This window comes from Steroidobacter gossypii, assembly GCF_016801985.1.
GTDB classification, from domain to species: domain Bacteria; phylum Pseudomonadota; class Gammaproteobacteria; order Steroidobacterales; family Steroidobacteraceae; genus Steroidobacter; species Steroidobacter gossypii.
Genome location: NZ_JAEVLS010000002.1, coordinates 1,134,530 through 1,158,933 on the forward strand (window position 1 = coordinate 1,134,530; position 24,404 = coordinate 1,158,933).

19 protein-coding genes are annotated in these 24,404 nt (G+C 62.8%); 13 read left to right on the forward strand and 6 right to left on the reverse strand.

All coding sequences use genetic code 11. The features are described from left to right. Window positions 1–3: 3 nt before the first annotated feature. Entirely contained in the window at window positions 4–1,992 is a 1,989-nt protein-coding gene (locus JM946_RS12100) for a TonB-dependent receptor plug domain-containing protein (protein WP_203167537.1), read from the reverse strand. 185 nt (window positions 1,993–2,177) lie between these two features. On the opposite strand from JM946_RS12100, the gene JM946_RS12105 reads away from it, so the two are divergent. From JM946_RS12105 to JM946_RS12130, 6 genes are all read left to right on the forward strand, one after another. Beyond that, window positions 2,178–3,062: an NAD(P)-dependent oxidoreductase gene (locus JM946_RS12105; protein ID WP_203167538.1), complete on the forward strand. Its 885-nt coding sequence runs from the start codon at window positions 2,178–2,180 to the stop codon at window positions 3,060–3,062. 104 nt (window positions 3,063–3,166) lie between these two features. Then, entirely contained in the window at window positions 3,167–4,795 is a 1,629-nt protein-coding gene (locus JM946_RS31245) for a methyl-accepting chemotaxis protein (RefSeq protein ID WP_203167539.1), read from the forward strand. Between the two features lie 361 nt (window positions 4,796–5,156). After that, window positions 5,157–6,368 carry a D-arabinono-1,4-lactone oxidase gene (locus JM946_RS12115; protein WP_203167540.1) on the forward strand — a complete coding sequence of 404 codons (1,212 nt, stop codon included), beginning with the start codon at window positions 5,157–5,159 and terminating at the stop codon, window positions 6,366–6,368. 2 nt (window positions 6,369–6,370) lie between these two features. Further along, on the forward strand, window positions 6,371–6,745 hold the full coding sequence (locus JM946_RS12120; RefSeq protein WP_203167541.1) for a sensory rhodopsin transducer: 375 nt from the start codon (window positions 6,371–6,373) through the stop codon (window positions 6,743–6,745). A gap of 18 nt (window positions 6,746–6,763) precedes the next feature. Next, on the forward strand, window positions 6,764–8,431 hold the full coding sequence (locus JM946_RS12125) for an alpha-amylase family protein (RefSeq protein ID WP_203167542.1): 1,668 nt from the start codon (window positions 6,764–6,766) through the stop codon (window positions 8,429–8,431). Between the two features lie 24 nt (window positions 8,432–8,455). Continuing rightward, window positions 8,456–9,415, forward strand: coding sequence for a TIGR03885 family FMN-dependent LLM class oxidoreductase (locus JM946_RS12130; RefSeq protein ID WP_203167543.1), 960 nt, complete (start codon window positions 8,456–8,458; stop codon window positions 9,413–9,415). Window positions 9,416–9,421: 6 nt separating this feature from the next. On the opposite strand, the gene JM946_RS12135 is transcribed toward JM946_RS12130, so the two are convergent. The 3 genes from JM946_RS12135 to ligD all read right to left on the reverse strand — a co-directional run bounded on the left by JM946_RS12135 (window position 9,422) and on the right by ligD (window position 14,022). Further along, window positions 9,422–10,261, reverse strand: a complete 840-nt coding sequence (locus JM946_RS12135) for a tetratricopeptide repeat protein (protein WP_203167544.1) — start codon at window positions 10,259–10,261, stop codon at window positions 9,422–9,424. A gap of 79 nt (window positions 10,262–10,340) precedes the next feature. After that, window positions 10,341–11,213: a non-homologous end joining protein Ku gene (ku, locus tag JM946_RS12140; RefSeq protein WP_203167545.1), complete on the reverse strand. Its 873-nt coding sequence runs from the start codon at window positions 11,211–11,213 to the stop codon at window positions 10,341–10,343. A 70-nt stretch (window positions 11,214–11,283) separates the two neighbouring features. Continuing rightward, a complete protein-coding gene (gene ligD, locus JM946_RS12145; RefSeq protein ID WP_203167546.1) occupies window positions 11,284–14,022 on the reverse strand; it encodes a non-homologous end-joining DNA ligase in 2,739 nt (912 codons plus the stop codon). Between the two features lie 162 nt (window positions 14,023–14,184). Between ligD and JM946_RS12150 the strand changes: the two genes are divergently transcribed. The 3 genes from JM946_RS12150 (at window position 14,185) to JM946_RS12160 (ending at window position 16,331) form a co-directional block, all read left to right on the forward strand. Further along, on the forward strand, window positions 14,185–15,126 hold the full coding sequence (locus JM946_RS12150) for a diacylglycerol/lipid kinase family protein (protein ID WP_203167547.1): 942 nt from the start codon (window positions 14,185–14,187) through the stop codon (window positions 15,124–15,126). Next, complete coding sequence (locus JM946_RS12155) at window positions 15,123–15,944, forward strand: metallophosphoesterase family protein (protein WP_203167548.1); 822 nt, start codon at window positions 15,123–15,125, stop codon at window positions 15,942–15,944. The genes JM946_RS12150 and JM946_RS12155 overlap by 4 nt, the downstream gene beginning before the upstream one ends. A 144-nt stretch (window positions 15,945–16,088) precedes the next feature. Continuing rightward, a complete protein-coding gene (locus tag JM946_RS12160) occupies window positions 16,089–16,331 on the forward strand; it encodes a hypothetical protein (RefSeq protein WP_218042768.1) in 243 nt (80 codons plus the stop codon). Window positions 16,332–16,651: 320 nt separating this feature from the next. On the opposite strand, the gene JM946_RS12165 is transcribed toward JM946_RS12160, so the two are convergent. Next, window positions 16,652–16,906 (reverse strand): hypothetical protein, encoded by a 255-nt coding sequence (locus tag JM946_RS12165; protein WP_203167550.1) that lies wholly within the window; start codon window positions 16,904–16,906, stop codon window positions 16,652–16,654. A gap of 71 nt (window positions 16,907–16,977) precedes the next feature. After that, window positions 16,978–17,916: a 2-hydroxyacid dehydrogenase gene (locus JM946_RS12170; protein WP_203167551.1), complete on the reverse strand. Its 939-nt coding sequence runs from the start codon at window positions 17,914–17,916 to the stop codon at window positions 16,978–16,980. Between the two features lie 220 nt (window positions 17,917–18,136). Between JM946_RS12170 and JM946_RS12175 the strand changes: the two genes are divergently transcribed. The 4 genes from JM946_RS12175 to thrC all read left to right on the forward strand — a co-directional run bounded on the left by JM946_RS12175 (window position 18,137) and on the right by thrC (window position 24,402). Continuing rightward, window positions 18,137–19,450 carry an AAA family ATPase gene (locus tag JM946_RS12175; RefSeq protein ID WP_203167552.1) on the forward strand — a complete coding sequence of 438 codons (1,314 nt, stop codon included), beginning with the start codon at window positions 18,137–18,139 and terminating at the stop codon, window positions 19,448–19,450. A gap of 187 nt (window positions 19,451–19,637) precedes the next feature. Then, window positions 19,638–22,112: a bifunctional aspartate kinase/homoserine dehydrogenase I gene (gene thrA, locus JM946_RS12180; RefSeq protein WP_203167553.1), complete on the forward strand. Its 2,475-nt coding sequence runs from the start codon at window positions 19,638–19,640 to the stop codon at window positions 22,110–22,112. Next, window positions 22,109–23,041 (forward strand): homoserine kinase, encoded by a 933-nt coding sequence (locus JM946_RS12185; protein WP_203167554.1) that lies wholly within the window; start codon window positions 22,109–22,111, stop codon window positions 23,039–23,041. The genes thrA and JM946_RS12185 overlap by 4 nt, the downstream gene beginning before the upstream one ends. A 59-nt stretch (window positions 23,042–23,100) precedes the next feature. Continuing rightward, a complete protein-coding gene (thrC, locus tag JM946_RS12190) occupies window positions 23,101–24,402 on the forward strand; it encodes a threonine synthase (RefSeq protein WP_203167555.1) in 1,302 nt (433 codons plus the stop codon). Window positions 24,403–24,404 lie beyond the last annotated feature (2 nt).

Below are 24,404 nucleotides of genomic sequence, written 5' to 3' on the forward strand. Positions count from 1 at the left end.
TCGTTACCTGCGCCAGGTCAGGGCGAGATACACACTGCGCTCGATATAGCTGTCGAGCGGAAAAGAGCCGGAACGGAACTCCGCATGGCGCGATTGCCAGAGGTTCTTACCGACCAGCGCCAGCTTCACGCCCTGACTCAGTTGCTTCGCTACGCGCAACTCCGCGTCCATGAAGCTGTCCACGTTGAGGGCGGGTAACTCATCGACATAGCGCAGCCCGAGGCCGATCTCCCAATCCTGGCCGAGATCGATATAGGAGCGCACCGAGGCCTGCAGCTGCGCCGACGAACCGGTGAGCACGCGCGCCAGCTCATACTCGGACGGCAGCACTTTCAGATCCAGATAGGAAACTTCGCTGAACAGCCGCCAGTGCAATGTCGGTCGCCACATTGCGGTGAATTCCGCGCCGAGCGCTTGACCCGAACCGGCGTTGTTCGGCGTGAGCGGCAGTCGCCAGAACTCCGGGGCGAGCGTCACCGTGTCCAGCGCCTGTGGCGCGAACAGCATCAGGCGGTCGTAGTCGTTGTAAAACGCCGATACGCTGAACATTGCGTCATTGCTCCAGCGTCCGCGCCAGCCGACTTCATAGGCCAGCAATACTTCCGATTTCAGCCCCGGACTGCCGAGCACCTGCTGTCGCACCGGAGGCGAGCCTGGGCCGAACCTTCCTGGCGGAAACACACGAATGGTGTAGTTGCGGGATTCGTCGGCGATGCCAGGCGTGCGCACCGCGCGCCCGACTGCTGCCCACAGCGAATGTTCGTCGGCGATGCTCCATCTCAATCGCACATTGGGCTGCCATTCGCGTCCGGTGAACGGCGCGTCTTCCAAGCGAACGCCGAGCGTGGCGCTGAAGCGAGGCGCGAACTGGATCTCGTCCTGCAAGTACCCGGACCATTGATGCAGCGTGTGATCCGGCGGCGAGAACGTCAGCGCAAAACTGGGGCTCGTCTGGTGATCGACGTAACGATAGAGCGCGCCGGCGTTGACGGTGTGATCGCCCAGCTGCGTGCCGTAGCGAACGCCGAGATCGACCGTGTCGCTGCGTTCGTCGATCGGCTGCAAGCGCCGTTCGAGCCGCTCGTACCACGCGCCGATCGCAAACTCCGCGCCGTTGGTCAGGCGCTGCGACCAACTGGCTTGCACGAAGCCACCCCGATTGAAACCATCGCGGATGGATGTTTCGTAGGGCGGGGTGGGTGCGGGTGTCTGCCCGGGCTCCTCGAAATCTCCGGAGTGGGCTTCAGCCTTGAAGAAGAGGCGGCTGCCCGGGCCCTCGCGGTCGTAACGCACACCGACATGGCCGATTTCCCAGCCGTCGCCGGTGGCTCGGCCATTGCCCAATTCGGAGTCGTCATGTCGGCTGTAATTGACATAGGCGCGATACCAGGCATTTTCACCAGCGGCGCCGCCGTATCTGAAGCTGCCGAAGGCTTGTTCTTCCGTGCCGGTGCCCACCGTGAGCGCCGTGCCTTGAGTCTCGCGTGCGGATTTGGAAAGGATGTTCACCACGCCATTCACGGCGTTGGCGCCCCACACGGAGCCGGCTGGCCCGCGAATCACCTCGATGCGATCGAGGTCGTGATGGACGCCCGCATTCTGCTCCCAGTACACGCCCGACGAGAGCGGCGTATACACCGAGCGTCCGTCGACCAGCACCAGCAGCTTGTCTACTGCGATCGAGTTGAAGCCGCGCGCCGAAACGGACCACCGGTATGAGTCCAACTGCGACACCTGCATGCCGGGGGCGTAACGCAAGGCATCCGGAATGCTTCTGAGGCCGAGTTGATGCAACTCCTCGGCGGTCAGGATGTGGGTGGCGGCCGGCGAGGTGAAGTGCGGTCGCGCGGTGCCGGTTACCGAGGTGACCGTAAGACTTGCAAGCTCTTCGAACGTCGGATCGCGAATGATCACGTTGTCGGCGACCGCGCTGAAGCTTGCGATCACGGCCACCGCGACGACCAGACGCGCCGTTGTTTTGCGGGCGTTCACAAGCTGTGCTGCGTGGCTGATATCGAGTTCGTTGGCAAAGCCCGGGGACCGTACGCCAGGCAATGGGGGGCACGGAATTAGGGACAAACCGTGGTACGGTGTGGGGCACTTGGGGCGGGCAAAGACGTTTAGTACAAATTCGCTAACGCCGGCCGGCCCTCGCGAAGGGATCAACCGAGGATGGCATGGCGAACGTGACGTTCATTGGCTTGGGTCGCATGGGCATCGGCATGGCGCAGCGGCTGGGCGCGGCGGGGCACCGGCTTCGCATATACAACCGCACGCCCGAGCGGGCGGCAGCCTTGGTGGCGCAGGGCGCGACGCTGTGCGCTTCGCCGAGAGAAGCGGCGGAGGGCGCTGAAGTCATCATCTCGATGGTCGCCGATGATGCGGCCTCACGCGAGGTCTGGCTGGGGAAAAAAGGCCTGCTCAGCGACACGGTGCCCGCCGGCACGCTCGCCATCGAGTGTTCCACGTTATCGCATGACTGGGTGCTGGAGCTGGCCGCCGAAGCGCAACAACGCTCGCTGAGTTACATCGATTGCCCGGTGACCGGCTTGCCTGACATGGCGGCCGCAGGCGAGCTCACATTATTAGTAGGTGCGAGCACCGAAGATCTGGCGCGCGCGCAGCCGGTGCTCGAGGCGATCGCGAAACGAACTGTCCACTTCGGCGCGATCGGCGCCGGGACCGCGTACAAATTGATGATCAATCTGCAAGGCGCGATCCAGATCGCCGCGATCGCCGAAGGCATGGCGCTCGCAGAGCGCGCCGGCTTGAATCTGCACACCGTTGCGGAAGCCATTGCCACCGGCCAGGCCGCGAGCCCGCAGGTCGTACGCAATGCATGGCGCATCGTCGATGGCGAGCACGATCGAAACATTCAGTTCACGCCGCAGCTACGCGTGAAGGACGTGGACTACGCGCTGCGCCTGGCGCGCAAGCTCGGCATCGGTGCGCCGTTCGGAGCGTTGGCCGACGCGGCGTACCGGCAGTTATGCGAACTGGGTCACGCGAACAGCAACGAAAGCAAGATCGTCGAAGTCGCCCGAGCGCAGCGATCGCATTGAATCCCGCGCGCCGCGAGCAGGCAAACCCTGATCGCGGCGCTGCCGCCTCCAGTAAGGACCCAGCGCGCCGATACCCTCCGAGTGTTCGACTCGGTGTCCTGTCCATGAATTTGAGTATCAAAGCCCGCCTGATCGCCACCACCGGCATCCTGGTGGGCGTGCTGGCGGCGGTCCTGCTCATGAGCCTGATGGCGTTGAGCAAGATCAATTACAACGTGAACTACATGTTCGAGCGTCGCACTCAGCCGGTCGCCTGGATCGGTGAGATTTATTCCCTGCAGCTGCATACGGTGCAAGTGCTGGATTTGTCGTTGGCGCAACGGACACCCGCCGCGTTCGCGGCCGCCGAGCGGCAGATCGAAGCGGATCTGCGTCAGATCGAACAGCGCATCGTGGATCGCGAAGCGCTGATCACCACCGAAGGCGCTCGCAAGCTGCACAACGAGACCATGGATCTGCGTAAACCGGTGCTCGCCGCCATCGAAGCCATTCGCGCCGCGGTACGCGCGGGCGACATGGATCGCGCCAACCGGCTGCGCATGGAGCAGCTCGAGCCGGCCTTCGCCGCGTTCAGCGAAAACATCCAGGCTTCGCAGAAGTACCAGTTCGACAACGCCGCGAAGATGCGCGACGAGTCGCAGGAGATGTATCAAAGCAATCGCATTCTGGTGACCCTGCTGGCCGGTCTGGGCATCGTGGTGGCGGCGACCCTGGCGGTGTTCCTGGTGAAGTCCATCATGAACTCGCTGAACACCGCCGTGCTGGTGGCTCGCCGGATTGCCGATGGCGAGCTCGGCGGTGAAGTGCGCATCGAGCGGCGCGATGAGTTGGGCTTGTTGCTCGAGTCGTTGCAGTCGATGGATGGCAAGCTCAGCGAGATCGTCAGCGGCGTGCGCACTTCGGCGCATGCCGTGGGCGGCGCGGCCGATCAGCTGACTCAGGGCAATGATGACTTGTCTCAGCGCACGCAGGAACAGGCGGCGGCGCTGGAAGAAACGGCTTCGAACATGGAGCAGATGACGGCGACCGTGCGACGCAATGCCGACAGCGCCCGACAGGCCAATGCCCTGGCGCTCGACGCGCGCAATCAGGCGGAGTCGGGTGGCACGGTGGTGACGCAGGCGGTGTCCGCGATGGCCGAGATCAACGCGTCCAGTCGCCAGATTGCGGACATCATCGGCGTGATCGACGAGATCGCGTTTCAGACCAATCTGCTGGCGCTCAACGCTGCCGTCGAGGCTGCGCGCGCTGGCGAACAGGGTCGCGGCTTTGCTGTCGTGGCTTCCGAAGTTCGCTCCCTGGCGCAGCGAAGCGCCACGGCCGCGAAAGAGATCAAGGATCTCATCAATGACTCGGTGGGCAAGGTCAAAGCGGGCTCCGATCTGGTCGAAAAGTCCGGCCAGACGCTGCAACGGATCACCACCAGCATCAAGCGCGTCAGCGACATCGTTGCGGAGATTTCCGCGGCGAGCGAAGCGCAGTCCTCCGGTATTCAGCAGGTCAATCACTCGGTGACCCAGATGGACACCACCACCCAGCAGAACGCGGCGCTGGTGGAAGAGGCGGCGGCGGCGAGCAAGGCCATGCAGATGCAGGCCCGTCAGCTGATCGATTCCATCGCGTTCTTTCGCATCGCCGGCAGTTCGACCGGCATAGTCGCGAGCTACTCGTCGGGTTCTTCGTTGGCGGCTGCGTCGTACGACGAAACGTCGCCCTATCGCGCGGCGGCTTAGCTTCCAAGGTCCGGATAAGCCGAAGCCCCGCAAAGGGCGGGGCTTCGTTGCTGCAATCCCGATCGAACCTGAGGATGACCCTATCTCAATCTAGGATGACCCTCGCAAAGACTGCAGCGATGGAAGAGCCTCGGTTTCCGGTTCCTGATGTTAGAGCACGATTGCCCTGGTTCATTCCACCGATAACTTAGCTGCTTCCGATGCGTGTGACGCCTGGGAGCGCCGCAAGGTTCCGTGACGGATTCGTTTTGGATGGTTCGCCGCGGTAGTGGCTTATCACGTCGGCCAGGAACCTACGGCTTGGCGCTCCCGTTCTACTGCGTGACGCCGGTGAGTTTGCTACCGGGGCATGCAGTCGTACGTGAAGATCTTGCGCACCCATTCCGCGGACGAATTCATCAACTGGTCGGGCAGCCTGCGCTTTACGCCACGTTCGCAGGTGTGGCCGTCGACTGAGCAGGCCGTTTGCGTCTATGTGCGCGACGCGGCGGCGCGCGGCCGTACGGTCAGAGTGGCCGGCTCCGGGCACTCTTCATCGCCGCTGGTGCAGACACCCGACATACTGATGTCGATGCGCGATCACCGAGGGCTGATCGACTACGACCTGCAGCATCATCAGGCGACGGTCGGCGCAGGCACGGTGCTCCACGATCTCGGACAGATCCTGCATGGCGTCGGGCTGGGCATGCAGAACCTCGGCGATGTCGATACGCAAACCATCGCGGGCGTCATCGCCACAGGCACGCACGGCTCGGGCCGGAAGCTTCAGAACATCTCCGCCACTCTGGTCGGCGTCCGCGCCATTACCGGTCAGGCGGAAATCGTCGAATGGTCCAGCGAGCAGCAGCCCGATCTGATCAATGCCGTGCGCGTGTCCATGGGGCTGTTGGGAATTTTCACCGCCGTGCGTCTGCAGCTCGAACCCACGTATCGTCTCAGGCGTCGTGAATATTGCTCGCGCACCGAGGATTGTCTGGAGCATCTGGACCAGCTGGCGGATGCGCATCGTAACTTCGACTTCTACTGGTATCCCCGTCGAGATGAAGTGAAGATTCGTACGCTCAATCCGCCCGAGACCCCGCCGCCCGCGCTGCCGTTTGCGCGCTGTATCAAGGACCAGGAGGGCTTCAGCCACGAGGTCATTGCGCGCGAGCGTGAGTTGAAGTTCGAAGAGCTCGAATATTTCGTGCCGGCGGAGGCGGGCCCGGAATGTTTCCGCGAGGTGCGGCAACGGATCCTGCAGCGCCATCGAAAGCACGTCGGCTGGCGCGTGTTGTATCGATTGATCGCCAGGGACGACGCCTTCCTGAGTCCGGTGCACGGGCGCGACTCGGTGGCGATCTCCGTGCACCAGAACGCCAGTCTGCCGTACCAGGAATATTTCGAGGATATCGAGTTCATCCTGCGCGCCTTCGACGGCCGTCCGCACTGGGGAAAGAAACATTCGCTGCGCGCCGAGCAGCTCGCGATGCTGTATCCGCGCTGGGACGATTTCATGACGTTGCGGCGCCAGCTGGATCCTGACGGTGTGTTCCTGTCCGAGCCCATGGCCCGGCTGTTGGGCGAGGAGTGAATGTGCTGAAAACCATCGGCGCCAAAGTATGGGCGATTCCAGGCGGTCACATGCCGTTGCTCAGCTCCGGCGCCGAGCCGCGCGACACCAGTCGCGATGAGCTCTGTGTGCTGAACGCCGGGCATCTCGATGCCCATCTGCAGCTGACCATCTACTACGAAGATCACGAGCCGGTCGGACCATATCCGTTGAAGGTTGCCGCCCAGCGCGTGCGTCACGTGCGGTTCAACGATCTGATCGATCCGCAGGCGCTGCCGCTCGACACGCCTTATGCGGTGCTGGTCGTGGCGGATCATCCCGTTGTCGTGCAATTCACGCGGCGTGACACCAGTCAGGCCGCCAATGCAATCGCCACCACGCTCGCCTATCCGGGCTGAGCACCATCGGAAGCCGCCATGATCGAAGACCTCTGGTACAAGAATTCCATCATCTACAGTCTGGATCTGGACACGTTCATGGACGGCAACGGCGACGGCGTGGGCGATTTGCCCGGGCTGATCAATCGCCTGGACTATCTCCACTCGCTCGGCGTCGACGTGCTGTGGCTGGCGCCGTTTCAGCCTTCGCCGAATCGTGACAACGGCTATGACATCACCGACTACTACGGCGTCGATCGCCGCTACGGCTCGAGCGGCGACTTCGTCGAATTCATGAATCACGCCCGCAAGCGCGGCATGCGCATCATTCTGGATCTGGTCGTCAATCACACCTCCGACCAGCATCCCTGGTTCAAGCAGGCATGTCGCGATCCGCAGTCCGAGTATCGAGACTGGTACCTCTGGTCCAAGAAGCGGCCGAGCGGCTGGAACAAAGGCATGGTCTTTCCGGGCGTGCAGAAGGCGGTGTGGACGCGCCATCCCAAGGCCAAGGCGTACTACCATCATCGGTTCTACGAGTTCCAGCCCGATCTCAACATGGACAATCCCCATGTGCGCGCCGAGATTCGACGCATCATGGGGTACTGGCTGCAGCTTGGCGTCGATGGATTCAGAGTCGATGCGGTGCCTTTCATTCTCGAGCCTTCGCAGGAGCCCAAGGGCGAGTTGAACTTCGAGTACCTGGCGGAGATGCGTCAGTTCCTGCAATGGCGCGCCGGCCATGCAGCGCTGCTCGGCGAGGCCAACGTCGCGCCGAAAGATACACGGCGCTATTTCGGCGACGGCCGCGACGGTTTGAACATGATGTTCAACTTCTGGGTGAATCAGCACCTGTTCTATGCGCTCGCCTCGGGCGACACCAAGCCGCTGGAAGATGCGCTCGAGGCCACGCGCCAGATTCCCGATGCCACCCAGTGGGCGATGTTTCTACGCAATCACGACGAGCTGGACATCGACCGGCTGCCCAAGCAGCGCCGCGACAAGGTTTTCAAGCGTTTCGGTCCCGAGCCCGGCATGCAGCTGTATCACCGCGGCATCCGGCGCAGACTCGCGTCGATGCTGGGCGATCGGCGGCACCTGGAGCTTGCCAACAGCATGCTGTTCGGGCTGCCCGGTTCGCCGGTGATGCGCTATGGCGACGAGATCGGCATGGGCGAGGACTTGTCGCTCAAGGAGCGCGACGCCGTGCGCACTCCGATGCAGTGGTCGAGCGAGCGTAACGGCGGTTTTTCGACGGCCCGCAAGACCGTTCATCCGGTGATCTCGGAAGGGCCGTATGGCTACCAAAGCATCAACGTCGACGCGCAACGACGCGATCCGGGATCGTTGTTGAACTGGATGATCAAAATGATCCGGGTGCGCAAGGAATGTCCCGAGATCGGCTGGGGCGAATGGGCGTTGCTGCACACCGGGGTCCCCGGGGTGCTCGCCATGTGTTACTCGTGGCGCGGCAATCAGGTGGTGGTGCTCCACAACTTCAATCGACAGCCGCAACAGGTGCGACTGGTGATGGAGGGCGAGGGGTGCGAGCGACTCGTGAGTTTGTTGGACACGGATGACAGTAAGGCGAATCGCAAGGGACATCACGACATCGCGCTCACGGCGTTCGGTTACAAATGGTTCCGCGTGGGCGGCCTCAACTACGCGCTACGGCGGGAACCGGCTGCGCCCGACGAGAGTCACTGATCAGATTACTGGGCGAGGTTCCACATGCGTATCGGTTTTCATGCCTCGCACGAGCAGTTCGCTCCTTCGCAGCTGCTGAAGTACACCATCGCCGCCGAACAGGCGGGCTTCGATTGCGCCATGTCGTCGGATCACTTCAAGCCGTGGAGCCGCTCGCAGGGGCATTCGGGACATTCCTGGTCATGGGTCGGGGCGGCACTGGCGAGCACTCGATTCCCCATCGGCATGATCGCCGCAGCGGGCTATCGCTATCACCCGGCGGTGATGGCGCAGGCAGCCGCTACGCTGGCGGAAATGTTCCCTGACCGATTCTGGCTGGCGCTCGGCAGCGGCGAGCGGATCAACGAAGACATCACGGGATTGGCGTGGCCCTCCAAACCCGAGCGCAATGCAAAGATGAAGGAATGCGCCGGCATCCTTCGCGCAATGTTCGCCGGCGAACGAGTGACGCACCGGGGAACGGTCACGGTGGTGGATGCCGAATTGTATTCTCGACCGCACACGCCACCGCCTTTGTTGGCCGCCGCCGTCACCGAATCGACGGCTGAGTTCATCGGGGCCTGGAGCGACGGCTTGCTTACGGTCGCAGGCAAACCCGACAACGTGAAGAACGTGATTCAGGCGTATCGCCGCGGCGGCGGTGAAGGCAAGCCGATCTATGTACAGGTGGCGTTGAACTGGGCGCGCACCGAGTCCGAAGCGTTGCAGGGCGCATTCGATCACTGGCGGTTCGTCACGCTCGGCGGCGACATCGGTTGGGAGCTGCGTTCGCCGGAAGATTTCGAGACCGCCACGCGCTTCGTGAGGCCCGAAGACGTGCGCGACAGCGTGCTGGTGTCATCGGACCTCTCGCAGCACGCAGCCTGGCTGCAGGAGTACGCCGAACTCGGCGTCGACACGGTGTATTTGCATCAGGTCGACTTGAATCAGCAGACGTTCATCGAAACATTCGCCGCGAAGGTGTTGCCGCAGCTCAGAGGATGAGCGTCGTTAGCGGCTCTCGGATGAGCTCATCAGGCGGCGGTACTGGCCCAGGTGCCGAATGGCGTGCTGCTCCTTGCCCTGCGCTTCATACAGGCGCGCCAGATTGAAGTGTCCGTCCGCCATATTCGGATCTTCGCTGAGCGCGGCCTGATACGCCTCGATGGCATCGTCGATACGGCCGAGATCTTCGAGCACCACGCCCAGATTGAACATCAGCGTGGGATTGGGCCCGCATTCCTGGATGCCGCGGCGATATACGATCTCTGCTTTCTTTTCGTCATGCCGCGCGTGGTGCAGCCGGCCGAGATTGATCCAGGCTGCGACGCAGTCCGGTTCGAGCTCCACGGCACGCTCATATGCAGCCTGCGCGGCTTTGGCGTCCGCATCTTCGAGACGCAGCCCTTTGTCGAACCAATCATCCGCGGTTTCAGCAGATGGCGCGGCGGGCGCGGGTGCTTCCTTGTGCTCGACCACGCGGATGACGCCGTTCTCGACGCTCACATCCAGGCCGAGCACGTACTGACCATCGTCGACCTGGAAATGATTCTTGCCGTCGCGAACCACGACGCGATCGCCGATGGCGCTGATGCTCAGACCCGACAGCGGCATCTGCTCGGGCAGGCGACGACGCAGATCCTCCAGCGAGCGATTGATGCGCCGTCGTGAGATCTTGGCTTCCAGCAGCGCACGAGCGGCGCGCAGCACGATGAGATCCTGGAAAGAGAACTGCAGCTGTCGCTTCGGTCCGCGCGAGGGCTGCACGAAGCCGGTTTTGATCAGGCCACGAATGGTACTGCGCGACAGGCGCAACACCCGTTCTACGTCTTGAACGCTGAATGTCTGCACGGCAGAGCGAGCGAAGGCGGTGGCTGCGGCAAGTGGACGTCCCGTTACGGACGACCGGCCGCGCTGGCCACCTCAGCCCTCAGCGCTTGCTGGCTTTGCGAGCAGGCTTCTCCGCCTGTTCGACTCTCTTGGGCGCCTTCCGTGGTCCGAGTTTGGCGACATTGGCCTTGGCGGTCTCGGTCTTGGTGAGACTGGCCCGTAACGCTTCCATCAGGTCGATGACCTTGCCACCGGTCTCCACCGGGCCTTCGGCCACGGAAATCTCCTGGCCTTCGACCTTTTTCTGAATCGCCGCCTCGACGCGGGCGCGCACATCGTCGACGTACGCGGTGGGATCGAAGCTGTCGGCGGTCTGCTGTTCGATCAATTGCTTGGCCAGCTTCAGTTCCTGCGCTTTCACGTCGGGCTTGGCGACGTCCACTTCGGTGGCGGAGCGCACTTCGGTGGCGAAGTGCAGCTGTTGCATGGTGAGCACATCGCCGACCGGGCGGAGCGCCACCAGGTATGACTTGCCGCGTGCGGCCCAACGCGCGACGGCACAACGTTTTGTGTCCTTCAACGCTTCGTTCAACAAGCCGTAGGGTTTGGCGCCGCCTTTGTCGGGCGCGAGATAGTAGGTCTTGTCGAAATACACCGGATCGATGGATTCGATGGGCACGAACTCGGCGATGTCGATCGAGTGGGTGCCGATTTCTTCCATGGCTTTGATTTCTTCGTTGCTGAACTGGACGTACTGGTCCTTGGCGAACTCGTAGCCCTTCACCATGTCGTCGCGCTCGACCACCTGGCCGTCTTTCAGACAGATGTACTGCTGCTTCAGGCGCGACCCACAACCCTTGTGTAACAGGTTGAACGAAATGGAGTTCGCCGTCTGGGTCGCGGTGTAAAGCTTGACCGGAATCGCGACCAGTCCGAACGAAATCGTCAAAGAACCGATGGAGCGCATGGCCATGAGGGGTACCTTTTCTACCGGTGCGGCCTGAGTTCGATGTTCAGGGGGGCGATGTTCACGGGACCGATGTTCAGTTTCGGCCTTTACTTCCGAAGGCTTTCGCAAGGCTCTGTTTCGCCGAGAGAACATCATGCCACCGGTCTCCGGTCTTTTCCAAGCGCGCCAGCACATTTCGCAACGTGAAATGGCCCGGCTCGGCGGCTTCCAGCTCCTCCCAGGTGAGCGGCATGGACACCGGCGCCCCCGGTACCCCCCGAGGCGAGTAGGCCACGTTCAGCGTCTTACCACGCACGTTCATGTTGTAGTCGATGAAAATTTTTCCGGTGCGTTTCTGTGTGGCCCATTCCATGGTCACATCGCGGGGATGCTGCTGCAGAATGTGGCGCCCAACCATCTCACAGATGCTGCGCGCCTCATCGAACGTCACGGTGCGCTCGATCGGCACGAACACATGCAGGCCGGTCTTGCCGGAGGTCTTCACCACCGCACGCAACGACATCTGCTTGAGCAGGTCGTTGATCCAGAACGCCACGCGCTTGCCCATCGCAAAGCCTTTCTTGTTGTACTCGGGCTCCGCGCCCTTGGCTTCCAGCCCCGAATAGATATAGGGATCGATGTCGAACACCAGATAGTCGGGGTAGTTCAGCACTGAGGCTTGCATGGCCTCGAGCGAGCTCGAATAGTCCTCGCTTTTGCTAATCGAATCCCTGGCCACTTGCGCGCGCGAGTGCCAGACATGGAATTCCAACGTCCCGAGCTGTCCCAGCCACAGCAAGGTGGGCAGGTTGTGCGCCAGGATGTAGTCGTGCGCGCCGCCGACGTGCTCGGAGAACGTGGTGACGACGTCGACGAACTCGGGACGCTCCTGATCCCAATGTTTCTGGAAGAAACGTTCGCCGCCGATGCCTTCGGGCATGCGAATCAGCGTAAGCGGCCGATCGCGTAGGTGCGGCAGCATGTACGGCGAGATGCCTGCGAGGTAACGAAGATACTCGCGTTTGGTGACGGCGGGCGTGCGCGCCTCGGGATCCGCCGGCCAATATTCGCGATCCAGGTTGGTGAGCTTGATCCTGGTCGTGCCAGTGCCGTGACTGACGCTGAGGTCCAGCCGGTTGGATTTCGTTTCCAGCTGCTCGAGCACCGATTGGATGTCATTCTTCGGCGTGGCCTTGGCGCGCGCCTTCTTCTTCGTCGGGCCGTTGGTGACACTCTCGGGATCGATGTCATCGCGCAAACGCAGGAATACCGGCGCACGCAGATAACCTTCTTCGGTCCAGGCCTCGAAGCTGACTTCGGCGACCAGCTTGGGCTCGAGCCACGTCGCGGGGCCATTGAGCGGCGGCTTGGTGGAGAACGGATTGGTCTTTGAGACCAGCGCCGTGAGCTTGCGATACACATCGTTCAAGCTTGCTTCATTGAAGCCCGAGCCAACGTGGCCCACGTACTGCAGTCGATCCTTGTTCCAGAAGCCGAGCACCAGCGCACCCAGCGCGACGCGGCGACCTTTGCCTTTGGTGAAACCGCCGACTACGAACTCGGTGGTCGTGACGGACTTGTATTTCAGCCAGTGCGGCGAGCGTCGGCCGGCTTGATAAACGCTGTCCTTGCGTTTGGCCACGGTGCCTTCAAATCCGGCAGCCAACGAGGCCTCGTGCAATTGCTCGGCGTCGTCCGAGGAATGGATCAGCTGCAGGTGGGGGCCGGTCAGCAAACATTGCGAAAGGTAGCGCCGCCGTTGCTCATAGGTGGCGCCGCGCAGATTGATACCGGCGAAATGCAGCAGGTCGAAACAAATATAGATCACCGGCGATTGACGTTGCGCCTCGGCCAGCTCCTTCGGGCTCTTGACCTGAGCGCGATTCTGCATGGCATTGAAGGACGGCCGACCGTCCGCGTCCAGGGCGACGATCTCGCCGTCCAGAATCATCGAGCCGATGCATTGCGCTTTGAGTTCCGCCACCACCTCGGGAAATAACTTCGTGTAGTCCTGGCCGCGTCGCGACTGCAGGTACACCGATTCGCCGTCGATGAACGCGATGATGCGATAGCCGTCGAGCTTGGGCTCGAAGCTCCAGCGCGGGTCGGATTCGAGATTCTGGCCGGGTTCGGCCAGCATGGGCGCGAGCTCGTTGGGGAGCCTCTCATTCGGCCCAGCGGGCGCCAGCTCCATGGCCGCCAGCCGTTCGCGATTATCGCTCTCGGCCACATCATCCAACGTATCGCCAGTGAGCACCGAGGTGTTGTGCGCCAGCAGATCGTCGCCGCCAACGAAGCGATCTTTGTGCTTGATCAGCAGCCACTGGTTGTCGGTGCTGGTGCGCACCAGTGCGAACGAGCCTTTGAGCTTGATGCCGCGGAGAAAGATGCTGAGTTTGCCTTGCTTGAGCTCACGACGCAGACGTTCTTCGGCCTCGGCGCGATCATCGAATGAATACTCGCCGCCTTCATCCGGCGAGTACACGCCACAGTCCCAGACGATCACGTTGCCGGCGCCATAGTTCTTTTCGGGGATCACGCCTTCGAACGAGGCGTAGTCGTAGGGATGGTCCTCGACCTCGACCGCCAGCCGGCGCTCGCCGGCCTGCAGCGAGGGTCCTTTGGGGATGGCCCAGGACTTGAGCACGCCGTCCAGCTCCAGCCGGAAGTCGTAGTGCAGGCGTCGCGCAGCGTGCTTTTGCACGATGAACAGCAGCGGTCCGCGTCGCTGCGCCGGCACGGCGGGCTCGGGCTCGGGCGTCCGGGTGAAGGAGCGCTTCTGCCCGTACTTCTCGAGCGGCTTGGCGAGCGATCTGTCGGAGGTGCGTTTCATTCGAGATGCATTCTGGCCTGTTCAGTCAAGACGCGGAAGCGCCGCCGGTTCCGACAGACGACGGGAACTTTCCTGTGCGAGCCTGCAACTTGGGCCTACTACTTGAACTTACCGGGCTGATCGCGCATTGAACCGGCGTCCCGGCCACGTGACCCAGCCCTCATGGATGTTTTGTCTCCGGACGCGCCGTTTCACATCGTGAGCAACGCAGGCTCCGGCTCCAAGGATGCACACGAAGCCCGGCAGCAGATCGAGGCCGTGTTCCAGGCCGCCGGGCGCCCCCACGAATTCATTCTGATTGAGAACCCGGAGCAACTCGGGGCGGTGGCCACAAAGGCAGTGGAGGCGGCACAGCGCAGCGGGGGCGCGGTTGTCGTGGCGGGCGGCGACGGCACCATCAATGCAGTCGTGCAAGCCGCGCTGCCGAGTCGTCGGCCGTTCGGCATCATCCCGCAGGGCACGTTCAACTACTCGAGCCGCGCGCACGGCATTCCGCTGGACATCCCCGAAGCCGCGAAGTCGTTGCTGACAGCACGATTGAAGCCGGTGCAGGTCGGGCTGGTCAACGATCGTGCGTTCCTGGTGAATGCCAGCCTGGGGCTGTATCCCGAGCTGTTGCAGGATCGCGAAGCATACAAACGTCAGTACGGTCGGCATCGTTCCGTGGCGCTCTGGTCGGGATTGAGGACGCTGATGCGCGAGCACCGGCAGTGGGTCGTGGAAGTGGAGCACGAGCAAGGTCGGGAGCGCGTGGTCACACCGTCTATCTTCGTTGGCAACAATGTATTTCAACTCGAGCTGGTGGGTCTGGATGAAGCCGAGGATGTGAAACATCGAGGACGTCTGGCCGGCGTGATCGTCAAGCCCGTCTCGACGCTCGAGCTGTTGTGGCTGGCGGTGCGAGGCATGCTGGGTCAGTTGGAGGAAGAGGAGCGGGTGCGTGACTTTTCCTTCGAGACCATGACGGTGAGGGTCTTGAGCCGCACAGGCCGACGCGGCATCAAGGTGGCGGTCGACGGTGAGGTTTTCTGGTGTCAGCCGCCGTTGACGTTCAGGGTGGCTCCGCAACCGCTGATGTTGCTGGCGCCGGCGCCAGAACGATGACGGTGCTGCTGCAACTTTCGGACACTCACTTTGGCACGGAACAGCCCCCAGTCGTCGCAGCGCTGCTGCGTCTTGCAAGCGAACTGCGGCCCGACGTGGTCGTGCTTTCAGGCGATGTCACTCAACGTGCGCGCCGGGCTCAGTTCGAGGCGGCGCGGCAGTTCGTCACGAAGATTCCTGCGCGAGGCGTGGTGGCGATTCCGGGCAATCACGACATCCCGTTGTTCAACGTGTTCGCCCGAATGTTTTATCCGTATGCAGGCTTCGTGCGCGCGTTCGGCGCCGATCTCGAGCCCGAGTGGGAGAGCAGTGACTTTCTGGTCGTCTGCGTGAACACCACGCGTCCTGCGCGACACAAGGATGGCGAGGTGTCGCCGGAGCAGATCGTGCGTGTCTCGAAACGTCTGGCGAGAGCGAATGATCACCAGATCCGCATCGTGGTGACTCATCAGCCAGTTCACGTTCTGCGCGACAGCGAAATTCACAATCGCTTGCATGGCTATAGACAGGCAGTGAATGCGTGGTCGACGGCGGGCGCGGACATCATCATGGGCGGGCACATTCACTTGCCGTACATCGCGGCGTTGCATGAGCTGTTCGAGAGCTTGCATCGGCGCTGCTGGGTGGTGCAGGCGGGCACGTCGGTATCCAGCCGCGTGCGTTCGAGGCATCCGAATTCAGTGAATGTAATCAGGCGCGCGGATGCGAGTACGGCGTGCGTGGAACGTTGGGACTACAGCGCTGAGCGCGATGAGTTCCACCGTGTAAACACGGAACAATTAAATCTGGATCGATCGCGGAAGGCTGGGGAACTTTAAGGGGGCTGTGGCTCAAGGCCGACGTCCCTTGTGGGCGCGTTGCCCACAATTCAGGCAGAATTCAGCATAAAAACCGCACTTTACATCACCCATCGGTGCGCTTGATGCGTTCTATTAGTAGTCAGGTCACCCGTGAGGGTCCGCGTGATGAAAGTACGCTTGTTCAAAACTGTCGCCGTTGTTTCTTTGGTCGCCGCTCTGAGCGGGTGCGTGAGCTACGGCAACACGCACGCGTTGGTCACGCCGGTGGGTGTGGCTGGCTATCACACCTTCAAACCCGATGTCGTGGATCCCAACACCCCACGTGACATTCGCCTCTCTCAGCAGCGTGCCGCGCTGGAGCGGGTTGCCCACACACCAGCTGAAGCGAACGAAGATGAGATCTGAACCTCGTTGGATTGGTGAAGGTTGAGTTGCTAATGGAGAGGAGGACCTCGTGGCTCGCGCCTGCCGGGAAGGGGTTTTCTCCTTCCGGCCCCGTGCCTCCCTTCGTCCGCGCAAACGCGGCCGAGGGTCCCGTCCCTGGGCGCACTGCGGCGAAAAGGTCCCTCTCTTTCGACGCTGCCGGAAGGAGAAAACCCCTTCCCGGCAGACGCCGATGCGTGGCAGGTACGGTGAGCGCGGATGCCAGAGGCATGCTGCGGTGATCGCGCGGCAGCGCTCGATTTTGTCTCGTCATTCTGTTCGTACTGGCAGACATCCCAATCTCAGCTATCCGGCGACAACTCGATTCGCTCGGCTTCGAGCAGTCGGAGCATCGAATCCGCGACGCGAGCCTCGAGGTCTTCGGCGGAGTTGACGTTATCAGAGGAGCGGCCGGCGAGGGCCTTGGCGGCGGAGGTAACGGTGTGAGCGGAGGAGAGCGTTTCGTAGACTTGCTCGTCGAACGAAGTCAGTGACATTGATCGGCCACCGCGAGATTCCGTGCGGATGTAGGCGGCGTCGTGTCGTAGTTGCGTCATGGGAGCGGCCTCCTCGAGCGGCGATATTCCCAGACGCGAGGGCTGCGCCGTGGGTTCCACGGCGGCAGTACTCAATAGCCGCGGCTGCGCTCGACGATGCCAGACGTGGGTTGGTTGTTCGCGACCTGTCGAATCTTCTCCGCAATCTGCTTCGCTGCCGGCCGAATCGGCGTCACCGCTGCAGTGTGAGGCGTGATGCGAACCTTCGGATGGGTCCAATAGCGATGCTGCCGAGGCAAGGGCTCCTGATGAAACACATCGAGCGCGGCCCCACTCAGATGCCCGCTGTCGAGCAACTCCAGCAACGCATCGTCAACCATCAACCCCCCGCGGGCAACGTTGATCACGTACGCGCCCTGAGGCAGCAGCCGCAGCGCCTTGCGATCGAATCTGTTCAACGTCGACGGCGTGAGCGGAGCGAAGATCATGAGCACTCGACTCGCTCGCATGAACGCCTCGAATCGATCAGAACCCGTCGCTTCACAAAACAATCGAACGTTCTGCTCGCCCACCGTGCTCGAACGAGAGAAGCCATTCACTGGAAAGCCGTCGGCAGCAAATGCCTTGGCCACCTGCCGCCCCAACACGCCGAGCCCGAACACACCGATGGGCCACTCATCGCGCGATGACGCAGGCAGCGGGCGCCAGATCCCAGCGGCTTGTTGAGCAGCGTAGTCGTCGCGACGCTGCATCCAGCGCAACACTTCGTAGCGGCAGTAATCCACCATCTGCTCGCCCATGCCTGCATCCTCGACGCGAACGATGGGCAGCTCCGCCGGCAGATTCGGATTATTGAGCACGTGCTCCACGCCGGCGCCGGTGGAAAAGAACGCGCGCAGGCGAGGTTGATCGATGAAGAACTGTGGCGGCGGAGTCCAGCCGACCGCGTAGTCGGCGGGCTGCGTGAAGCCGGGTTGCCAGATATCGACCTGAGCGTCACGCAAATGGGCGGCAATGGCGTCACGCCACGCCTGCGCTTTGTCGCTGCCGTACACGATCACGATGCGCATGCTCATCTCCCATCACCACACGAACCGATGTGAACCCCCGATGGTAACGGCGCAGCAACGCGGCAGGAGTAATTTCAGGAAAGGCGCCGCCCGCTATAGACCTCCAGATCGCTTGTACTGCGGCCACACAGCGATTATTGTCCAGTCCGACGCGCGCAAGGATGTGTGCCACTCAACCTTAACTAAGTCAGCGAGTTACGGACACTTCCAGCCCCGGTACATGACTGCATCCGACTTGTCCGTTCTGCCCATTTCCATTGGCTTCGGTCTGGCGACCGAGCCGTTCGCCGATACCGCGGATGAAGCCTTTTTCTTCCCTAGCGACCAGCACCTGCGCGCGCTGGAGTTCATGGGCCACTCGTTGTGGACCAGATCGCGCCTGGGCGTGGTCACGGCCGATCATGGCTGCGGCAAAAGCCTGCTGATCAAGCGGTTGCTGAAGGATCTGGATGAGCGTGTGACGGTCGCGAGCGTGCAGCGTGAGCACATCGGCCCACGCGAGTTTCTGCTCGAAATCCTGCGTCAGTTCGGTTTCGCGCTCGGCGACGACGACAAAACCGATCGGCGCCGCCTGCTCGAGCGCTTTCTTGCGCATCAAGCGGGCACGGGCCGCCTATGTCTGTTGATCGTGGAGAATGCGCAAAGCATGCATCCTTCGGTGCTGGAGGAACTGCGCTGTCTCGCAGCCATCGAGCACGACGGCGTGCGCGTGCTGAAGATGCTGTTGCTTGGGCAACCCGCCCTGAACCTGGTGCTCGAATCGCCGCGCATGGTCGAGCTGATGTCAGGTAATGTCTCCCGCTTCTCGCTGAGTGCGTTCAGTGAGGATCAAACCGCCGCCTACGTGGCGCATCGGCTGCGAGCCGCGGGCGCGCCGAATCCGGATGCGCTGATGCCCTCGGTGTTATTGCCGCAGATTCATGCCTGCAGCCTGGGTGTGCCGGCCAACATCAACAAGCTGTGCACGCGAGCTTTCGTTCATGCGCGCGAAGAGGGCGCCTCGCTGGTGACCGAGTCGGCGCTCGACAAAGCTATCGAGGATCTCGGCTGGATGCGCCGGCGCTTGCGACTGGAAAACGCGGTGCTGGAGCAAGTGGCCTCGCTCGGCTCGAGCCCGAGCCAGGGCAAACTGGTCATCACCATGCAAGGCGAGCCGGAGCGCGAAGTGTTGCTGAAATCCGACCGCATGCTGGTCGGGCGCGGCGAGGAAGCCGATGTGCGCATCGACTCGGTGTTCATCAGCCGCTATCACGCGTTGATCGTGCGGGATGGCAACCGGGACTTGCTGCTCGACCTGGGCAGCACCAACGGTCTGCTGGTGAATTCGCGCCGTATTCTGCGCAGGGCCCTGCGGCATCGCGACCTGATCCAGGTCGGTCCCGCGCGAGTCATGTACATCAACGAACAAGCCAACAGCGTGCAGCCGGATTCGGGCGAGACCCTGCTGCTGGCCCGGCCAGGCCTGCCGGCCGCCGCCGGCGACGAAGAACCCTCGACATTGCTGGCTTTCGGGCGCCTGGACCCGTCGGCTTAAGGCCCTTTCCCAAGCGGGGTTCGACGCAAAAAAATCGCGCTGACACCGCAGCTTGCGCCATTTCGTCGCGGTCAGTAGAGTGTCGGCTTCCCAAGCGCCGCTCCCTTCAGTCGACTGATCCTGTGCCGGTCAGGCAGACGGGATGGTTGTGTGCGCGGGTATCCCCTGGCTAGAAGAGATCAGACAAGTGGAGCGCTGGCGCGTACATAAATTCGGCGGCTCGAGCGTTGCCGATGCGGTTTGCATGGAGCGCGTGGCCCGGATCCTGGAGCAGGATCCGCATCCCCGCCTGGGTGTGGTTCTGTCGGCCTGCCGCGGTGTGACCGACGGCCTGCTGAACCTGGTCATTGCCGCCGAGAAGCAGGAGACGACGCTCGCCGAGCGCATCGAACAACTGCGCCATCGTCACCAGGTCATTGCCGACACGCTGCTACCGGACGGCGCACGCGTCGAATATATGGCCAAGCTCGAACAGGAATGCCGCGATATCGCCGGCATCCTGCAGACCGTGCAACTGATTCGCTCCGCCTCGCAAACCGTGCGTGACCTGATCGCCGGCTACGGCGAGATTTGGTCGACGCGCCTGTTCAGTGCTTACTTGCGCCATCGCGGGCGTCGCCCGGGCAACGTGCAGTGGGTCGATGCTCGCGACGTCGTCTCGGTCGAGTGGGGTCCGCTCGGGCCCGCGGTGCGCTGGGACGCCTCGCAGGCCAATATGGATCGCATCAAGCCCTCCGAGCCGGCGACGCTGATCATTACTGGCTTCGTCGCGCGTGACGGCAACGGTTTGCAGACCACGCTCGGCCGCAACGGCAGCGATTTCTCCGGCTCGATTTTCGGCGCGCTGCTGGACGCGGAGGAAATTCACATCTGGACCGACGTCGATGGCGTGCTCAGCGCCGATCCGCGCCTGGTGCCGGACGCGAAAGTCATCGACGCGCTTTCCTATAGCGAAGCCATGGAGCTGGCGTATTTCGGCGCCAAGGTGATCCATCCGCAGACCATGGCGCCAGCGGTCCGCAAGAGCATACCGATCTGGATCCGCAACACGTTCGCGCCCGAGAAGGCCGGCACGCTGATTTGCGAAAAGCCCAGTTCACAACTCGCCGTCAAAGGCATCACCTGCATCGATCGCATCGCGCTGATCAATCTGGAAGGCGCCGGCATGATCGGCGTGCCCGGCACGGCGCATCGTTTGTTCGGCGCGCTGCGCGATCACGGCATCTCGGTGATCCTGATCTCGCAAGGCAGTTCGGAACATTCCATCTGCTTTGCCATCCCGGAAGCCGAGGCGTCGCGCGCCGAGACGGTGGTGCGCCAGGCGTTCGATCGCGAGCTGCGTGAAGGGCAGATCCAGAGCGTCGAAGTCGATCCCGGTTGCAGCATTCTCGCGGTGGTCGGCGATGGCATGGCCGGCTCGCACGGCGTCGCCGCCAAGGTGTTCGGTGCGCTGGGCTCGGCGGGCGTCAGCGTGCGCGCCATCGCGCAGGGCGCTTCGGAAAGAAACATATCTGCGGTGATCGACGGCAAGCAGTCATCGCGCGCGCTACGCTCCGTGCATTCGAGCTTCTATCTGTCGCCGCACACGGTGTCGATCGGCTTGATCGGCCCGGGCACGGTCGGCGGCGTGCTGCTCGATCAGATGGCCTCGCAAGTCGAGCGCCTGTCGCGCGATCTGAAACTGGATCTGCGCGTACGCGGCATCATGACCACCAAGCGCATGCACCTGGCCAATACCGAAGTGCCACTGCATCGCTGGCGCGAGGCGATCGCCGGCCAGAGCGAGGAGGCCGATCTCACTCGCTTCGCCGAGCATGTGCGGGCTGATCATCTGCCGCACGCCATCATCATCGATTGTTCGGCGAGCTCCGAGGTGGCCGCGCGCTATCCTGCGTGGCTGGCCAGCGGCATTCACATCGTGACGCCGAACAAGAAAGGCAACAGCTCCGAGCTGGAGCTGTACGGTCGCCTGCACGAGGCTCGTCGCCAGGGCAACGCGCATTATTTGTATGAAGCGACCGTGGGCGCGGGCCTGCCGGTCATTCAAACCCTGCGTGACCTGCGCGATACCGGAGACGTGATCCACCGCATCGAAGGCATCCTTTCCGGCACCTTGGCGTATCTGTTCAACGTGTGGGACGGCTCGGAGCCGTTCTCGGCCGTGGTGCGCACCGCGAAGGCGAAGGGCTACACCGAGCCCGATCCGCGCGATGACCTGTCGGGCCTGGATTTCGCGCGCAAGCTCATCATTCTTGGTCGCGAAATGGGACTGCGTCTGGAGCTTGGAGACGTGCAGCTGGAAGGCCTGGTGCCGCCGGCGCTCGCCCAGTGCGCGCCTGAAGAGTTCCTGGATCGCTTGCCCGAATTCGATGCGACCATGGCGGGGCGTTTGAGATCGGCCCGCAGCCGCGATCGCGTGTTGCGCTATGTGGGCTCCTTGGATGCGGCCACGGGCAAGGCCTCGGTCGGGCTGGTCGAGCTGGAGCGCTCGCATACCTTCGCGAACATCAACCTCACCGACAACGTGGTTCGCTTCCTGACCGCGCGCTACAACCAGAATCCACTGGTAGTGCAAGGGCCCGGCGCCGGGCCCGAAGTCACCGCAGGTGGCGTGTTCGGCGATCTGTTGCGCGTGTGCGCGTATCTTGGAGCAAGGCTTTGAGCAGGCAATCGGCGACGGCATTCGCGCCGGCGAGCATTGGTAACGTCGCGGTCGGGTTCGATGTGCTCGGTCACAGCTTCCAGACGATTGGGGACAAGGTGACCGCGCGTCGCGTTGCGACGCCTGGCGTCACCATCAAGCGCATCACCGGCACCACGGTGGACCTGCCGCTCGAGACCGAGAAGAACACCGCTGGCATGGCGGTGTTGAGCATGGTGCGGGATCTGCAACTGGACTTCGGCATCGAGCTCGAGATCGAAAAAGGCATTCCGCTCGGCTCGGGCCTGGGCGGCTCCGCTGCCTCGGCAGTGGCGGGCGTGGTGGCGGCCAATGCGCTGCTTGCGAAGCCGCTGACGCTGCTGGAGCAGCTGCAGTTCGCGTTGAAGGGCGAGCAGGTGGCCAGCGGCTCGCGGCACGTCGACAACATCGCGCCGTCCTTGTTCGGGGGGCTGGTGCTGACCGTCGGCATCGACAACCCCAACGTCAAACAGATTCCGGTGCCGCCGACGGTGCGCTGCGTGCTGGTTCACCCGCACATGGTGCTCTCGACGCGCGAGGCGCGGTCGATCCTGAGCCGCACCGTCGATCTGTCCAACGTGATCTGGCAGACCGCCAACATCGCCGGCTTTCTCACCGGCTGTTTCACCAGCGATCTGCAACTGATTCGCGAATCGCTCGAGGACGTGATCATCGAGCCGCAGCGACAGGTCTTGATCCCGGGCTTCCCGGCGGTGAAGCAGGGAGCGCTGGGCAACGGGGCCTTGGGCTGCTCGATTTCCGGCGCCGGTCCGACCGTTTTTGCGTGGTGCGAACAACAAAACGCCGAAGCCGTGCGCGACGCGATGGTCGCAGGCTTCGCCGCGCAGAAGATGCAGAGCGATGCGTGGATTTCCACGCTCGACGCGGTGGGTGCCAGGATAGTTGACTAGCGTAGTGAACTGACGGAACGCCGAAGCAGCGGACACCCAACAAATCTCACTTTCGTTCCATGCACTACATTAGTACGCGAGACGCATCTCACAAGGCTTCGCTGAGCGAAGCCATCGCCCGTGGCATCGCGCCCGACGGCGGCCTCTATGTGCCCGGCGAATTCCCGCACTTCACCACGCGCCAGTTCGAAGGCGTCACCGAATTGCCGGAGATCGGCGCACGGCTGCTGGCGCCGTTCGCTGAAGGCGATCCGCTGGCGGGCGAATTGGAGGCGATTTGCCGCGAGGCATTCAACTTCCCGGCGCCGCTCGTGCCATTGGATCAGGCGCCCGCGCCGGCATCGGTGCTGGAGCTGTTCCATGGCCCCACTTGCGCGTTCAAGGATTTTGGCGCCCGCTTCCTGGCGGCCTGTCTGGAGCGCATCCGTCGCAACGCGCCGCGCAAGCTGACGATTCTGGTCGCGACTTCCGGCGACACTGGCGGCGCGGTGGCCGCGGCGTTTCACAACAAGCCGTGGGTCGAAGTTGCGGTGCTGTATCCCAAGGGCCTCGTGTCCGAGCGCCAGGCGCAGCAGCTGTCCTGCTGGGGCGGCAACGTGCGCACCTTCGCCGTCAAGGGCAGCTTCGATGACTGCCAGCGCATGGTGAAGGAGGCGTTCCTCGATCCGGCGCTCAAGGAATCGCATCAGCTGTCTTCCGCGAACAGCATCAACATCGGCCGGTTGCTGCCGCAGATGGTGTACTACGCCAAGTCCAGTCTGGAGCTGTGGCGACAGCTGGGGCGGCGTCCGAACTACATCATTCCCACCGGCAACCTCGGCAACGCCATGGCTTGCGTGTGGGCGCGCCATGTCGGGTTGCCCATCGGGGAGATCGTGCTCGCGACCAATGCCAATCAGACGGTGACCGATTACCTGCGCTCGGGCGAGTGGCAGCCGCGTGCCAGCGTGCCGACCCTGGCGTCGGCGATGGACGTCGGCAATCCGAGCAACATGGAGCGGCTGCGCGCGCTGCATCCGGAGTTCGAAGAGCTGCAGGGCCAGGTCGGCGCCTCCAGCGTCGACGACATCGAGATCCGCGGCACGTTGCGTCGTGACTCGCACGAGCTCGATCGTGTCTGGTGCCCGCATACGGCCACGGCCGCCAAGGTCTATCGGCGCATGTTGTCACGAGGTGCGCGAGGCCATTGGGTGATCGTCTCCACCGCGCATCCGGCGAAGTTCAACGATATCGTCGAACCGCAGACCGGGCGCGAAGTGCCGGTGCCGCCGGCGCTCGCGACGCTGCTATCGTTGCCACGTCAGGAGACGGAACTGGAGCCCTCGCTGCAGGCGTTACGGACGCAATTGCAACACACATAAGT

What these genes read in the sequence shown, in the direction of transcription:
- thrC (WP_203167555.1), top strand. Translation starts at nt 23,101, where the DNA reads ATGCACTACATTAGTACGCGAGACGCATCTCACAAGGCTTCGCTGAGC.
- ligD (WP_203167546.1), bottom strand. Translation starts at nt 14,022, where the DNA reads ATGAAACGCACCTCCGACAGATCGCTCGCCAAGCCGCTCGAGAAGTAC.
- JM946_RS12175 (WP_203167552.1), top strand. Translation starts at nt 18,137, where the DNA reads ATGACTGCATCCGACTTGTCCGTTCTGCCCATTTCCATTGGCTTCGGT.
- JM946_RS12155 (WP_203167548.1), top strand. Translation starts at nt 15,123, where the DNA reads ATGACGGTGCTGCTGCAACTTTCGGACACTCACTTTGGCACGGAACAG.
- JM946_RS12165 (WP_203167550.1), bottom strand. Translation starts at nt 16,906, where the DNA reads ATGACGCAACTACGACACGACGCCGCCTACATCCGCACGGAATCTCGC.
- JM946_RS12170 (WP_203167551.1), bottom strand. Translation starts at nt 17,916, where the DNA reads ATGCGCATCGTGATCGTGTACGGCAGCGACAAAGCGCAGGCGTGGCGT.
- ku (WP_203167545.1), bottom strand. Translation starts at nt 11,213, where the DNA reads ATGGCCATGCGCTCCATCGGTTCTTTGACGATTTCGTTCGGACTGGTC.
- JM946_RS12130 (WP_203167543.1), top strand. Translation starts at nt 8,456, where the DNA reads ATGCGTATCGGTTTTCATGCCTCGCACGAGCAGTTCGCTCCTTCGCAG.
- JM946_RS12105 (WP_203167538.1), top strand. Translation starts at nt 2,178, where the DNA reads ATGGCGAACGTGACGTTCATTGGCTTGGGTCGCATGGGCATCGGCATG.
- JM946_RS31245 (WP_203167539.1), top strand. Translation starts at nt 3,167, where the DNA reads ATGAATTTGAGTATCAAAGCCCGCCTGATCGCCACCACCGGCATCCTG.
- JM946_RS12125 (WP_203167542.1), top strand. Translation starts at nt 6,764, where the DNA reads ATGATCGAAGACCTCTGGTACAAGAATTCCATCATCTACAGTCTGGAT.
- JM946_RS12150 (WP_203167547.1), top strand. Translation starts at nt 14,185, where the DNA reads ATGGATGTTTTGTCTCCGGACGCGCCGTTTCACATCGTGAGCAACGCA.